Origin of the sequence: Leisingera daeponensis DSM 23529, assembly GCF_000473145.1 — a bacterium.
GTDB classification, from domain to species: Bacteria; Pseudomonadota; Alphaproteobacteria; order Rhodobacterales; family Rhodobacteraceae; genus Leisingera; species Leisingera daeponensis.
In genome coordinates this window covers 100,621-114,374 of record NZ_KI421503.1, presented here as the reverse complement: position 1 = coordinate 114,374, position 13,754 = coordinate 100,621, and the positions used below count along the sequence as shown (strand labels likewise).

General features: G+C 60.1%; 17 protein-coding genes and 1 pseudogene. 3 read left to right on the top strand and 15 right to left on the bottom strand.

Annotation, left to right across the window (positions count from 1 at the left end; genetic code table 11):
• Positions 1-23 precede the first annotated feature (23 nt).
• From DAEP_RS23210 to DAEP_RS0121925, 11 genes and pseudogenes are all read right to left on the bottom strand, one after another.
• Positions 24-1,136 (bottom strand): ABC-three component system protein, encoded by a 1,113-nt coding sequence (locus DAEP_RS23210; protein WP_051337559.1) that lies wholly within the window; start codon positions 1,134-1,136, stop codon positions 24-26.
• 92 nt (positions 1,137-1,228) lie between these two features.
• Complete coding sequence (locus tag DAEP_RS23205) at positions 1,229-2,245, bottom strand: ATPase, T2SS/T4P/T4SS family (protein WP_036761589.1); 1,017 nt, start codon at positions 2,243-2,245, stop codon at positions 1,229-1,231.
• Entirely contained in the window at positions 2,242-3,666 is a 1,425-nt protein-coding gene (locus tag DAEP_RS0121965; protein ID WP_027246214.1) for a TraB/TrbI/VirB10 family type IV secretion system protein, read from the bottom strand. Before DAEP_RS0121965 ends, DAEP_RS23205 begins: the two co-directional genes overlap by 4 nt.
• Before the next feature lie 2 nt (positions 3,667-3,668).
• Positions 3,669-4,391: a TrbG/VirB9 family P-type conjugative transfer protein gene (locus DAEP_RS0121960; RefSeq protein ID WP_027246213.1), complete on the bottom strand. Its 723-nt coding sequence runs from the start codon at positions 4,389-4,391 to the stop codon at positions 3,669-3,671.
• A gap of 5 nt (positions 4,392-4,396) precedes the next feature.
• Positions 4,397-5,077, bottom strand: coding sequence for a VirB8 family type IV secretion system protein (locus tag DAEP_RS0121955; protein ID WP_027246212.1), 681 nt, complete (start codon positions 5,075-5,077; stop codon positions 4,397-4,399).
• A gap of 17 nt (positions 5,078-5,094) precedes the next feature.
• On the bottom strand, positions 5,095-6,108 hold the full coding sequence (locus DAEP_RS0121950; RefSeq protein ID WP_027246180.1) for a TrbL/VirB6 family protein: 1,014 nt from the start codon (positions 6,106-6,108) through the stop codon (positions 5,095-5,097).
• Positions 6,109-6,459, bottom strand: a complete 351-nt coding sequence (locus DAEP_RS0121945) for a hypothetical protein (protein WP_245595146.1) — start codon at positions 6,457-6,459, stop codon at positions 6,109-6,111. It abuts the gene before it with no gap.
• Between the two features lie 83 nt (positions 6,460-6,542).
• Positions 6,543-7,310: a type IV secretion system protein gene (locus DAEP_RS0121940; RefSeq protein ID WP_027246211.1), complete on the bottom strand. Its 768-nt coding sequence runs from the start codon at positions 7,308-7,310 to the stop codon at positions 6,543-6,545.
• Positions 7,307-8,419, bottom strand: coding sequence for a lytic transglycosylase domain-containing protein (locus DAEP_RS0121935; protein ID WP_027246210.1), 1,113 nt, complete (start codon positions 8,417-8,419; stop codon positions 7,307-7,309). Before DAEP_RS0121935 ends, DAEP_RS0121940 begins: the two co-directional genes overlap by 4 nt.
• On the bottom strand, positions 8,416-8,625 hold the full coding sequence (locus DAEP_RS0121930; protein WP_027246209.1) for a hypothetical protein: 210 nt from the start codon (positions 8,623-8,625) through the stop codon (positions 8,416-8,418). The genes DAEP_RS0121935 and DAEP_RS0121930 overlap by 4 nt, the downstream gene beginning before the upstream one ends.
• Positions 8,622-9,053 (bottom strand): annotated as a pseudogene (locus DAEP_RS0121925) (VirB4 family type IV secretion/conjugal transfer ATPase); the annotation flags it as partial. The pseudogene DAEP_RS0121925 and the gene DAEP_RS0121930, both read right to left, overlap by 4 nt.
• A 36-nt stretch (positions 9,054-9,089) precedes the next feature.
• Here DAEP_RS0121925 and DAEP_RS0121920 point away from each other — a divergent pair.
• The gene (locus DAEP_RS0121920) at positions 9,090-9,800 is read left to right on the top strand and encodes an IS6 family transposase (RefSeq protein WP_008335478.1); all 711 of its coding nucleotides are present in this window, start codon (positions 9,090-9,092) and stop codon (positions 9,798-9,800) included.
• A gap of 21 nt (positions 9,801-9,821) precedes the next feature.
• Here DAEP_RS0121920 and DAEP_RS0121915 read toward each other — a convergent pair whose 3' ends face one another.
• From DAEP_RS0121915 to DAEP_RS0121900, 4 genes are read right to left on the bottom strand one after another with little or no spacing between them, the layout of a single operon-like run.
• Positions 9,822-10,175: a phospholipase effector Tle1 domain-containing protein gene (locus tag DAEP_RS0121915; protein ID WP_027246207.1), complete on the bottom strand. Its 354-nt coding sequence runs from the start codon at positions 10,173-10,175 to the stop codon at positions 9,822-9,824.
• Between the two features lie 3 nt (positions 10,176-10,178).
• On the bottom strand, positions 10,179-10,778 hold the full coding sequence (locus DAEP_RS0121910; protein ID WP_027246206.1) for an SLATT domain-containing protein: 600 nt from the start codon (positions 10,776-10,778) through the stop codon (positions 10,179-10,181).
• The gene (locus tag DAEP_RS0121905) at positions 10,768-12,096 is read right to left on the bottom strand and encodes an SMODS domain-containing nucleotidyltransferase (protein ID WP_027246205.1); all 1,329 of its coding nucleotides are present in this window, start codon (positions 12,094-12,096) and stop codon (positions 10,768-10,770) included. Before DAEP_RS0121905 ends, DAEP_RS0121910 begins: the two co-directional genes overlap by 11 nt.
• 60 nt (positions 12,097-12,156) lie before the next feature.
• On the bottom strand, positions 12,157-12,399 hold the full coding sequence (locus DAEP_RS0121900) for a hypothetical protein (protein WP_027246204.1): 243 nt from the start codon (positions 12,397-12,399) through the stop codon (positions 12,157-12,159).
• Positions 12,400-12,844: 445 nt separating this feature from the next.
• Here DAEP_RS0121900 and DAEP_RS0121895 point away from each other — a divergent pair, with 445 nt between their 5' ends.
• On the top strand, positions 12,845-13,225 hold the full coding sequence (locus DAEP_RS0121895; protein ID WP_200796230.1) for a helix-turn-helix domain-containing protein: 381 nt from the start codon (positions 12,845-12,847) through the stop codon (positions 13,223-13,225).
• Positions 13,222-13,743, top strand: coding sequence for an ImmA/IrrE family metallo-endopeptidase (locus tag DAEP_RS0121890; protein ID WP_027246202.1), 522 nt, complete (start codon positions 13,222-13,224; stop codon positions 13,741-13,743). Before DAEP_RS0121895 ends, DAEP_RS0121890 begins: the two co-directional genes overlap by 4 nt.
• Positions 13,744-13,754: the final 11 nt, after the last annotated feature.

Here is a 13,754-nt window from a genome sequence, read left to right as displayed (position 1 = left end):
CCTTGCCGCCCCTCCCGCAAGGCTCAACTGTCTGCGCATGCAGATCGACTGGTGCAGGTCCGTCTGGCCTGCACCTTTTTCGTCTGGCTCGACCGATCTTGAGGATTACCGCAAAGGCGCTGCCGCCCATGGCACCGGCCCGTGCCGCTGTCGCGGTTGCAGATGAGCCTGTACGACACAGCGACAACTCTTGCGTAGCCGTCCGGGTGCGACTTGTCATGCGTGTCAACGACGCCATCGTGGATCTCATCCTGCAGCGACTCGAATGTGCCGGGTTCGGTTTTGTCGCGAACGAACACACGTAGGGATTCAGCATGAAAAAAAGCTTCACGTGAGCGTTTGAGATGGTCGTTGAGAGGCTTCCACTTTGTGATCTCGAACAAGGATAACTGAGCTTCGCCGGCATGGTCCGCATAGGCCTCGAGCAACCGGTCTACATAGTTCCTTTCGTGGGCTTCGACTTCCTCGGGGGGCATTTCCGACTTCGGCCGAGGCGGAAGTCCGCCACCAAACCGCCTCTGGTGATATCGAGTCTTGCCATGCTGCTCGATCACCTTTCGTGCTGCAGGAGCCTTGAAGATACGGAAATCGAAGTTGTTCACGTATTTCGAGAAATCGCCGACAAGTTCGATAATCTGCTTGTCAGTCACCCTTTTGGAAATAGATTTTTCCCACCCTTCGATGACTTTTTCCTTTAGCTTGGATGCATTTCCCAAAAGCAGATCGAGAGTTGGTGTTGTGCCTTTTGGGGCGATGAAGAAGCAGGCCTTTGGTGCTATGTAGTCGCCGCAGAACGAGTACCAGAGAATCTTCCCGATCTCTGGCGCGATGTCGGTGAAGCCAAGTGGACGTGCATAGTGCTTGCACTGATAGTTGTCCCAGTCACCCAAGAAGCAGTCGGCATCCATGAAACCCGCCACGTCGATCCCTTTGTCGCCGGAACCAGTCGGGCGAACCACGTCGGCATAAATCTCCTTCAGTGAATGAACCCACTCATCGACGAATGTTTCCCACTCATCGGAGTCATAGGTGAAGATCAGCCTCAAAGGATCGATCTTTGGGCCGTCCTCAAAGCCCGCGGCGGAGAGGGTGGTATCGTGGGGAAGTTCCTTAATTGCGCATTCGAACTCGATCATGGAGACCAATTATCAGATTTCTCTACCTAAAAGTGTTGTCACAATATCAAGTGTTCCTCTGTGATCAATCTGCAATTTGTAGTGCGATGGGCCTAACTTGGCAAAGAGTGATCGGGGCGGCGTTTGTCTCCGCCCGGCAGATAGAACTCGGTGATCCCACGCTTTCCATCGACCCGCCCGAGCTGCACGATCACATCGATGGACTTTCGGATGTACTCCCCCACCTCGGCGAAGGTCAGCGGCGTGCCGGCCTGCAGCACCATGATCGCCAGCCGGTCGATGGCGAATTCTGCGGTTTCGGCGTGGATGGTGGAGACTGATCCGCCATGGCCTGTGTTAATGGCCTCGAGATAGGTCAGGGCCTCGGCCCCGCGCAGCTCGCCGACGATAATCCGGTCAGGGCGCATGCGGAGGGAGGCCTGCAGGAGGGCGTTGGCGCTGCGTTGTGAGCCGGGACCGCGGTCGGCCAGGAGGGCGACGGTGTTCGGCTGGCCGGGGAAAAGCTCAAAAGCGTCTTCGATGGTGATCAGCCGCTCGTGCTCGCTCACATGGGTCAGAAGGTGCCGGGCGAAGGTGGTCTTGCCAGTCGAGGTGCCGCCGCTGATCAGGACGTTAAGCCGTGCCTCGACCAGGGTTTGCAGCGCGGCCTCAAGGTTCTCTTCGGCGAGGGAGGCGATGTTTTTCATCTTCTCGGCGCGGAGCGCATCGAGCGAGACGGCTTTGCCGAAGAGATAGGCGGGGGCGTAATCCCGGACGCTACCGGAGGCGAAGAGGCGGATCGTGATCGAGGCACCGCTATCGATGGCGGGCGGCACGGCGACCTGGACCCGAAGCGGACGACCTGCATATTCCACCTTGCCGGAGACGAGCGGGTTCTTTTCAGAGACGCGGGCCTTGGCGTCGCCGACGATGGTGTGGGCCATGTTGAGGGCGGTGGTGCGATCCACGGTTTGGCCTTCGTGGCGCATGGTAGCGTCGCCCGCGACCTCGATCCACACCTTGCCGTCCGGATTGATCGCGATCTCGACCACGTCATCGCGTCTCAGCAGGTCGCGGAACGGGTCGAGATAACGCTCGAGATAAGAGGTTGGTGATGCTGCCTCAGTCAATAAATCACCACATCCCGGTCGACGAGCACGGTGACCGAGGCCCCCTGATCGACATAGATCGTGGGTGCGATCGAGACCTGGTCGGCAATGACCGATCCGACGGCATCCTGAAGATCGCTGCCGACATCGCCCAGAACGATGCTGGTCGTTTCGTTGTTGGCACTCTCCGCCGCCACGGCAGGCGCCGCCCCGATCACGGAAATCAGCGCCGCCCCGCCGAAACGTTCGGCGAACTTGGTGTCGACCAGACCTGTGAGCCCCGAGCGACCGAGCTGATCGCCGCCCACGGCGGCGATTTCCATCGAGGTGCCGTCCGGGGTCAGGACGCGGGTCCAGAGTATCAAGATTCGCTTCTGNTGCATTTCGATCCCGGAGCGATATTGGCCAAAAAGGCGGGAGCCCCGGGGGATCAGGATCCGGTCCCCGGAAAACGCCGGAACCGGCTCGGAGACGACCGCGACAACAGAACCCGGCAAATCGCTGTTGATGGCGGTCTGGAGCGCGGCCTGGATGACAGATCCTTGTGTCAGCGTGCGTTCGGGATTGGTGAGGCGGGCGGCCTCCTGCACCTCGAGCGGTCGCGCACTCTGCAGGAAAGGCTCATTGCCCGACAGGGCCGGACCACCGGTGCCAGGGGCCGCCGGATCAGCGACTGCCGCGCCACTTTGGCCACCACGTGGACCGTCGGCATAGACCACGGCGGGGGATTTGATCTGCGCGGTCAGAAGCTCCTCGGCGACCCGCTCGGCCTCGCGCTGGCGCTGTTCCTCTTCCTGCCGGCGGCGTTCTTCGAGCAGGCGCTGATCGGCGATCAGCCCTTCGCGGTCGAGCTCGGCCTCGAGCCCCTCGCGCTGCGCACGTTCGGCGTCGAGCATGGCCTGCAGCCCCTCGATACGGGTTTCGGTCTGGCGCTGCAGGTTGGCCAGCTCGGTTTCCTTTGCGGCGAGTGTGGCTTCAAGCGCGGCCTTTTGTTCGTCGAAGGCTTCGCGCAGGTCGGCGACGGCGGATTGGATTTCCGAGTTGCGGGCGGCCTGGCTGACGGCGAGGGCCTCGCGAAGCTTGGCGATCTCGGCCAGCACCTCGGCGCTTGGTTCCGGGGAAGGGGCTGCGGGCACGTCCAGCGCCTCCTCGACAGCGATCAGCGCGTCATTNACCCGCTGCTCTGTCTCGTCAGGAGGAAACTCCAGCCGCCCGCCGGTGCCGGGCCGGCGGTCCTGGAAGGTCTCGACATCGGAGGTCTCAAGAGCGCTGTCCCCCTCTTGCAGACTGGTCGCCAGGAAATACGCGACCCCGGCCCCGCCGAGGGCAAGGGCAGCGGCGAGCGCGCCGACCCCGAGGCTGTTGCCGCGGCGTTTGGATTTGCCGCGCTGGCTGAACTGATCGAGGCGGTCCTGCAGGTCGGGAGGGGTTTGATCGGCCATGGTCAGTTGCTCACGTAAATCGCGCTCTCGTCGCGCCAGGCACAGATCGCCTCGTCGCCGATGCGCAGCGTCCAGTAGGTGTTCACCCCGAGCACCCGGACCGTGTTGCCCTGCTGGGTCCAGTTCACGGTGCGCTCACGGCCCTGGTCATCGGCCTTGAAGAGGGCGGGCTGACGGGCGTTTTCCGGGAAGACGAAGTAGGTATAACGACCGTCGTCGTAGATATGGCTGGGTCGAAAATCCCCTTCACCCGAGACCCGGTAGTTGTAGTTGCGCGGGGCCTCATAGCCCTTGGGCTGGGTGGCACCCGCCGCGCGGCGTTCCTCGTCGGGGTAGCGGAAGCGGACTTCGAAGAACATGCCGGTCCGGTTCGGGATCGAACCTTCGCGCAAATGGAAGGAATAGGTGCGTCGGTTGGTGATCACCGTCATGTTGGTCGAGGCCTGCGCCACATGCGGTTTGATCGTGAGCACATTGCCGAGCTCAGGGATCGGATCGACCTGGAAGCTTTCGGTGTCGCCGACAATCACCGCCTCGAACCGCTCCCCGGCCCCGAAATGGATCGTCGTCGAATGCCGCAAGTCGGTTTCGATCCGGTAGACCTGGTTTTCATCATAGACGGCGGTGCGGATGCGGATGTCGAGCGGGCCACCTTGCGGGGTGGCTTCGGCGGATGCGGCAACAGGAAGGGCAAGCGCCAGAAGGAGCGCGGGCAGGGATTTCATCTTGGTCAGTTCTCCAGGGTCTCGGCGTCGACGCGGTAGGAGGTCACCACGAAGCCCAAGGGGTTGGCCCAGACGTCCTGAAGGCGCTGGCGGGTTTCAGGTTGGAAGTCATAACCAACGGTAGCGACATAGGATCGGGTGACGGTGCGGGTGTCGCGGGGACGGCGCAGCGTGCGGGTGAAGCGGACCTGGGCCACGCCGCGCTCAATCTGGTTCACCGACTTGATCACCACCTCGATCTTGGCGTCGCGCCCGTAGACGGTGATCGGGTAGTCCTCGTTCGTGGAGGACCAGAGATCGCGCAGCGTGCGGGCGGCATCGCCATCTGAACGGTCGAGCACCGAGTTGATGCGTTGCTCGCCATCGGTCAGGTCATAGGTCTCTCGATCATCGACATAGGCCACGAGATTGGCCTGGATGATGGCATCGCTCTCGGAAAGGGTCAGCGCCTGTACGGCGGCAACCCGGTCCATCTCGCCGGTTTCCTTGTCGACCACGACCACGAAGGTCTCGGTCGATTTGAGCGGAAAGAGGCTCGCGCCCGCGACCATGCCGGCGACGCCAACCAGGACGCCTGCAGCTGCGACGAACCAGGCGAAACGCTCGCGCCGCCGAGGCCCGTAGATGAAATCCGCCTCAAACGCGTCGCGGTCAGGCGCGGAGGAACTGGCTACAGTCTTCTTCAAAGTCGTCGTCTTTCAAATCAGGGTTTGCGGAAAGCCTTGGCGGCGGAGAGGAGCGCGCCGGGGCTTTGCCGGATCAACTCGCCGGTTTTCACCACGCCCGCATTGGCCATCTGGTTCAGCTCGTGCGGAGACTTGCCGGTGACGAGGCGCGAGGCGGCACCCGTGCCGTATTCCCGCGTGTTCACGAAGCCCTGACGCGCGAGGCCGGTCAGGCCCACGGCATTGGAGGCAATGCCAACGACGCCGGTCAGGTTGGAGGCGATGTAGGGGACCGAGGCCATGATCCCGGCGCTGAGGATCAGGATCACGAGGAAGGGCAGGATGAGGCTGACGGTCTCGACATCGCCCGGATCGGCGGAGGCGTCCCCTATGGCCTCGGCGATGGCGACGATGATGCCCGCCGCGCCTGCGGCGGCGACCGGCATGAGCGCATAGCCGATGGTGGCGCGGGTCCAGGCCTCGAAAAGGGATTGGGTCGGCTTGAAGAGCGAGGTCACGATCATGAAGGGGGCGATGACGATCATCAGCGCGAAGACGATGCGGGCGAAGGCGATGATCCCGGCGGTGACGGCGGCGAAGACCGCCGAGAGGACAAAGAAGATCGCGCCCAGGACCGCGCCAAAGACCCAGCCTGCGCGGTCGCCGATCGTGTCGCCATAGGCGGTGATGCGGGCGACCATGTTGTCGAGGCTTTCATAGACCCCGGCCTCGTCGCCCGAGCCGGTGAGCGCGAGGATCGAGGCGCCGACGGAGTCGGGCACCTGCGTGACGATGTCATAGATGACGCTGAAATTATCCCAACTCTGCGCGAAGATCCCCACAAGTGCGACCTTCATGCCGAAGGCAAACCCGGTGCCAAAGGGCAGGGGGCGGAGTTGCATGACCGCGTTGATCCCGAGGAGCACGACGAGGAGCGCGGCCCCGGCGGAGATCACGTCGCCGACAACGCCTGCCGAAGAGACAAAGCCGTCCTGTGCCACGGTATCCACCGCGGCGTCGACCTGGCTCAGGATGTCGCGAATAACGCCCATCTACTCTACGCAGGCCTCCACAACTTGCGCCTCGAGCGCGTCCGCCTTGGCGTAGAGCTCGAGCACCTTGAAGGGCAGACGCGGGTTGTCCGAGGTCTGGAACCGGGGCAGCGCGCCCAAGGCCTGATCCCAGGTGAACTGATCCAGCAGACAGGTGCAGGTTTCCGAGGCGAGCGCCTCTTCGGCGATCAGGATGCGCAGGATCGCGCGGTAGCCGTTGCGCAGATAGGCGGTCTCGGCCAGATCGGCGGGGGGTTTCGGAGCACGACATTCGTCGGCTTCGTCCCGCGCGATGGCCATCGAATTGAAGGGCGTGTCGCCGGAAGGGTTCGTGCTCGGGGTTTGGGCCAACGCAACACTGGGCAGGGCACTCACGACAAGTGCGGCGAGACCAAGCGTCCGAATTGGTGCCAAGCTGTGGGTCATGGTTTGCCTCATGGATCCACCGCCATCGACCGGAACTTGCGCTCATCCGCGAGGGTCGCTGCATCGACGACGCCAAGCTGGCCGGCGCTGACGCCTTGCGCCGCTTCAAGCCGCCAGATCTGGGTCAGGATGATGCCAAGTTCAGCGGTGACGCGGGTGTTGAGATCGACCGCAGCTTTCAGCCCGTCCTGATCGTCGATGAGCCCGACCATGGTCTCGAGCCGCTCGAGGCTCTGTCCAGCTTCTTCATGGCTTTCTTGCGCGGCGACCGACAACATGGCGCTGGCCCCGGCCGAGGTGGCGATGCGGTTGTCGGCGGGCTGATCCGATCCCGAAAGCGTACTGAGGCGCTCCGAGGTGAAGCCACTGTCCGAAAGAACCCGCTCGACCGAGGCGGAGAGTTCTGCGCCGGGATTGAAGCCGCTGAGAAAATCGCCGCTGGCCAGAGATTGTGCGGTATTGAGGGGCGCGATCAGCTTGCCGCGCAGCGCGCGGAATTCTTCGACCGTCGCGAAAAGTTCACCGAGCCCGCTGCCCTCAATAAGAGAAGTCAGTTGCGCCTCGAGGTTTGTGAGCTGCGACAGTTGGGTTTCCAGTTCCAGCCGCATGGTCGCGAGCTGCTGCATCTGGACATTCAGGTCCTCGGCCATGTGCTCGAGCTGTGCCACGAGCTGACCAAGCTGTGATCCATCAAAGGTCGGCACGCCTTGGGCCGCTGCGGGCGAGGCGAGCCCGAGTGTGGTGACTGCGGCCACGGTCAGGAGAAGCTGTCTCATTCGGGAACTCCCATCTGCATGAAGTCGCGCTCGGCCAGCCGGTCGGCCACAAGGTGCTGTGCATAGGCCGCCTCGCGCTGCTGGCTCGCGGCCATCAGCCGGACGCGGAGGTTGAGGATGCGACCGATTTCGGCCTTGGCGTAGGTGTTGAGTTCCCAGGCCGCCTTGGCATTAGGTTGTGCATCGATCTGCAGGATGATGGCGCGCAGACGGTTGATAACCTGCTCGGTGGTCGCCGAACTGTCGGCGGCGTAATAGACGCCGGCCTCGGAGATGCTGGCATATTCGGCGAGCGCAAAGTCTGAAGGTGAGAGCGTGCCAAGCGCGTGGGCGCCGCCCACCACGGCGAGATACTCGTTGTAAAACTTCGAGATGTTGCGCACGTAGCCCTGGGTTTCGGCAAAGGGCGGTACGCCGCCATATTCGATGACCCGACCGGGTCCGGCGTTATAGGCCGCGAGCGCATGAGGAATGTTGCCGAAGCGGTTGAGCTGCGTGGTGATGTAATGTGCGCCGCCGCGCAGGTTGTCTTTCACGTCATAGCGGTCGACGCCGAGATCGGAGGCGGTGCCGGGCATGAGTTGGGTCAGGCCATAGGCGCCGACCGGGCTTTCGGCAGCGACGTTGAAGCGGCTCTCCTGTTTGATTAGCGCCTGGAAGAGGCAGCGCCACTGGGTGGCTGAGAGACCGGCGCGGGCCACACCGGGTGCGCCAGCGAATTCGCCCGCGACCTCGACGATCATCATCTCGACGGTCTCACGGCCTTCGCCGAAGAGACGGCTGTTCATCGGGTTTGGGTCAATATTGGGATAGACCGCCGCCACCCCGAAATCCGCATTGCCCTCAAGCGCGCGAATATCAAATCCGGGGCCGGTGATGGCCGCCGTCATCTCTTCGAGAACGCGCAACTGGTCGGCCTGGACATCGGCCAGTGTGGACTCGGTGCGATCCTTGTCCTGCTGGACGCCTAGATCCTCGGCCAGTGCCGCTACGCGCGCAATGGCGCGCCCGATCGCGGAATTGTCCTGCGTCGGCACGCCCTGGGCATGCGCGGGTAGGGCGCCGAGGCCGAAGCAGAGCCCGGCGGATATGAGTGCCGCACGGTTCATTCCGGACGGGGCAGGGGCTCGAAACGGCAGTCGGGTTGGGCCGTCTCCTGAGCCGGTGCGCCCATGGTCGAGACCGAAAACGCGGACCGCGTGACCTGCGGCTCGCCATTGCGCCCGAAGCAGAGCGAGGTTTTTTCGGTGTACGTCTCGCAAGCGGCGAGAAGGCCCGCTGCGGCGCAGAGCGCCAGGAGGGGTTTCGAACTCATAGGACATGTCTCCAGAAATCGGGGTTGGCGCGCCAATCGGCGGGTACGCGGGCCTCGCCGGTGGCACCGCCGCCAAGGATGGGAAGGAGGGTGCCGAGGGCGGAGAGATCGGCATCGACGAAGACGCTGTCGCCCGCCGAGCGGACAAGCGCGATGCGTTGACCGATGGTGGGCTGAACGAGGAGGGCCGCTTCCTTGGCGTTCACGCGCAGGAAGTCGTAGTCGGAGATGGTGGCGCGGTCGTTCGGGAAGAGGATCTGCGTTGGGACTGTCTCGACGATGGTCTTGCCGACGCGGGACTCCCGCAACTGGCTCGGATATTGCGTCATCATGATCACGACGCAGTTCATCTTCCTGAGCGTGACCAGCCAGTTTTCCAGCCGCGCCCCGAAATAGGAATCGTCCAAGAGTTTCCATGGCATTGCCAAGTTGATCACGGGGTTCCGTCGGGATAGGCGGTCATCATGAAAACCGTGCCGACAATTCGACGCCTGAAGGGCTTTCGTTTTCCCCGCGAGATCATCTCCTATGCCGTCTGGGCTTACCATCGGTTTGCGCTGAGCACGGCAGATGTCGAGGATCTGCTGGCCGAACGCGGCGTGATGGTCAGCCGGGAAACCGTCCGGAACTGGGTGAACCGGTTTGGCCGCCATTTCGCCGATTGCATCAAGCGCGACAGGCCGGGCGCCAGTGACAAATGGCACTTGGATGAAGTCGTTGTTCCGATCAATGGCGTGAAGTTCTGGCTTTGGCGGGCAGTCGACGCGAATGGGAATGTGCTCGACATTCTCGTGCAAAAGCAACGTAATGCAAAGGCCGCCAGCCGGTTCTTGAAGCGGCTGATCGACCGGTTTGGCGCGCCGCGGGTCGTGATCACCGACAAGCTGCGCAGTTACATCAGGCCGATCCGCAACCTCGTGGCGAATGCTGATCATCGGGCGCACAAGGGCTTGAACAACCGGATCGAAGGATCCCATCGGCCAACCCGCAAGCGAGAGAAACTCATGGGGCGGTTCAAGTCACCCGGACAGGCTCAGAGATTTCTGGACGCACATGACCAGATCAACATGTTCTTCCGTCCCCGCCGCTATCGTCTTACCGCCACATCGTACCGCCACGCCCGATCCGATGCCTTTGATCTTTGGAACGGCTACGCACTCGAGATGACCGCATGACGGGCGCGGAGCAGGCCGCATTCAGCCGGGTGCAAATAAGTTGGCAATGCCTCCGCGAGAGAACCCAAACAGCAGCACGCGATCACCGGGCTCGTAATGGGCAATGATCTGCTCGTAGCAATCGATGATGTTGTGGTCGATGCCAGTTCCGACGGCGCTTTCAAGAATCGGCTTGATCCGGCCGAAAAATCCGCCCCGCTCTCCCGTTCCCAGGCCGGGGTCGTAAAAGGCCACTTGGTCCTTCGGGCCAATTGGTGAATCTGGGCCGGGACGCATGGCTCGATACATTTTGTAGACATTCGATAGCCGTTGGTCCGGCCTGGCGCCACCCATCTGGCCGGTTCCGTCCGAGAATATGCATATGTTCTTCGCCATGATTTAGCTTTTGCCTTCGCTCGGACGAATTTCGATTGGCTTGGGACGTCCGCCTGACCGTTTTAGGGAGAAAGGAAGAAAGCAGTCGATTTCATCGTCGGAAAAGGTCATATCTTCTAGCTTTTTCAGTCGATGTTGCGCTTCCCGGTATGCCTTACCGTCAGTCTGTGGTGCGCTTGCATAAAGGGCTGCGAGAGCCGCCTGCAGTTCGTCACGACGCTCGATTGCTGCTTCGTGCTCAAGCCTTACGAGGTCCGTCAGAAGCGAAAGATAACACTCACGGACATTCCAGAGCTTTGCAGCTGCGTCGCGGTGCTTTTGGGCGATGGCGCCTGGGTCGAAGTTTTTTAGGTAAGCGGCTACGAACAGCGTCAGGAAAGAGACCACGACGGTCGCGATCTCTACCCATTTCTGGTCACTTGCTATGACCCCGACTGCGCCGGCACTGGTAAGTGCTGAGAGCGCGATCTGGGCCATCTTGTATCTGCGCAAAGTAGCCGCGCAATGATCGGCCATACGTTCATGGGTCTTGTGGGTATAGACCACACGTCCGAAGCATTCCCTGACTTGGTCTTCAAATGCGACATCGTAGTCAGGCTGCATAGTCTTCGTCCTCGGCGTCTCGCACACGGATCGGTACACGGATCATGTCCCTTGCTATGACAACGCCACGGCTGACGGCGTAGCACTCGACGAGGTGATCGCCGCGGAAATTTGTCGTTTCTCGACGCTCGCCGCGTCCGTCGTCGCGCACGATCTGACCCCGGATCATATCGCGGCGCTCGGCTTCGTCACCTCGGTTCAGGACTTTCCAGTACAGCTCAATATCATCTGGCAGGTCCGATGTGTCGGAAAGAAAAAACCGAAGTTCTTTCTGCGGTCGGAGGATACCGTACCCTTCTAGTAGCTCACGGAGCATCGTAGGGCGGAACCCATTCTGAGTAACCTCGCAGTTGATTCGAAGATGATGGCGAATATCGACACGGAACCTGTCTTCAACAAACTGTTCAGTGTCTCTAAAGACATGGGAATACGCTGCGGACTCTCCCGCTGCGCTCTTCGTCACAGGTGCCGGATAGGCATTGCCGAATACGTCACGCCACTTTTGGCGCTCATTCTTTTGACCGCTGGCCTCGATTGCCTTAACGCACAAGTCATAGGCCTTCTTGGCCTTCGTCTCGAAGCGCTTCTTGACCCGCACTCGTTGCCGACTACCCAATGCGGCGTATTCGGATTGCTTCGGTTGATCGGCCAGAAACTTGAAAAAATCCCGGCACATCCAGTCATAATAGTAATAGCTTCGATCGTCGTATTCGTCTGTCGATTCTAGGAAATTGTACGCCAAGGTATCGATCAATAGTCCGCCCATGGCGACACCGTGTTTGTTTTTCCACGCCCTCGCCATTTTACAAAGTCGACGAAGGTTGCGGTTCTTGCGCTTGTTGGCCTCGCGCATTTCATCAATTTCTGCCTGCGGCTTAGTGATCTTCCACGATCCGCCATTCGCGGTATCTGGGTATTTGTAACTACCATCATCCTGCTTGAACGCTGGCATCACTTCTATGTGGAAGTCCTTGTAAAGGACGCGAACAACCAAACGGTCCACACGTACCGTTGTAGACGGATAGCGACGCTTGATAGCTTCTTTGGTGTCTTGGAGCAGCTTGGTCTGACCACTGTTCTTATAGTCGTCCCATTTTCCGGCGGGCATGATGTAAATCATGTCCAAGTCAGACACACCCTTGATGGCGGTCCACCGTCCGTAGGATCCAACTTGGAGGCTGTTTGCTGTCTTGGATTCGGTATCTCGGAACTGCTTGTTAAGGGCAGCTGTAACCTCGCCGTACCGTAGCGAAATAGTTTCGGCGTTATCGACCTGGATGTTTTCCAAAAACGCTTTGAAATCGTCGGAAATGCTCATTTGACCTCAACTTCTCTTCTGGAAACACACACCAAGACCGCCCGATCGCAGGGCTTGGCCTCAGCTTGCGCCCATGATTTTCTTTGCTTCTGCGATGGCTTTTGGCGAACCTTCGACATTCCAAGTCGCCTTGCCATTTCGAACCTGCTTGGTGACCTTAACTGGTTGACCTGTTTCGGGATCACAAAGGGTTCGCAGGCGTCGCTCCACCTCGCCTTCGGCCTTGGCAAGCATATCCTTCTTGATGCCGTCAAAGAACTGTTGGCTCGACATTTTGCGCCCGTTGCGTCTGAATTCTAGCATCTGCTCAACTCCCTAGTTCCCATGTCTTCTCCTGTATGTGCTTCTGCCCATCTACTCCGCGAGGAGGTTTCCAAGGCGAGATTGCTATCTTTCGCGCACAGTAGTTTTCGGGTTGGCCTTCCCGTACTTCGCCGTCACAAAACGACCACTTACAGCGCTTCGGTAGCTCCCGCCCGTGGACCCACTCTTTCCGGGCGCCTCTAGGATAGTCGTCCGTGGATGCGATTTCCCGTATGTCTTCGTGACGTAGCGACCCGACTTCGCGCTGCGGTATCCGCCGCCACCTTTTCCCTGGTTTGCCATGATCTGCCCCTTTCGTTTCCAGTGCCCGATTCTTGTTGGTCATACTTAGGATGGATGGTTAACCGCGTGTTGTCAATACAAGCACAACGACAGAATGAAATGTTTAAAATACAAACATGATGTTTGAGATATTGACACGGCAATGACAAAAATGGTAACGGAGCGCATGTCAAGGGAACTGATACACAGGGCGTTCGGTCGTGCAGTGGCGACCAGAAGGAAGCAGCAAGGCAACATGACCCAATTGGAGCTCGCTCAGAAAACGGGGCTCTCGCGTGCGTCGATTGCGAACATAGAGCGCGGTCAGCAGAATGTTGGCCTCCATCACCTTTATTCGATAGCCAACGCACTCGAAGTGTCTTCGTTATCTGACCTGCTACCTCCTCTGAGTATTGGTCAGAATAGGGAGGAAGAACCGCAAATGCGTACTAGCGAGAAACTGTCTGAGGCCAGCAAGGCAGGTGTAGAGCAACTCATCCGCAACGCTTTGAAACAGGGCGCGAAGCAGAGTACCGGACGATGAGTGCGGACAAAGAACGAGCAATCACGGCGGCGCGCAGAATACTTGAAGAGCACAATATTCAACGAGCGCCAGTTCCCGTAGAGCGCATTATCAAGAGCCGGAACATAGTGCTTGATTACGCGCCTCTGGATGAGGACTTATCGGGTATGGCCTATAGCCAAGACGGCGTTTCGATGATCGGGGTAAACGCTTTGCACCATCCCAATCGACAAAGGTTTTCGGCGGCGCATGAGCTGGCTCATCACGTATTGCATGAGGAAAGACTGCATGGCGAAGTTCACCTTTCCAAGGGGTTGCGGGCATTGAGGCGCGATCAAGTATCTTCGCAAGGCACAGACCCGTTGGAGGTCGAAGCGAATACATTCGCGTCGGAACTTCTAATGCCTCACCAACTACTGCTGGATGCTTGTGGCAAAGAGGGCTTGGATTTGGATGATGAGGCCAAGGTCGAGAAGCTCGCCAAGAAATTTCGGGTCAGCGTGTCTGCAATGAAATACCGGCTGGCCAACCTCATGTGATTTTGGTGGCC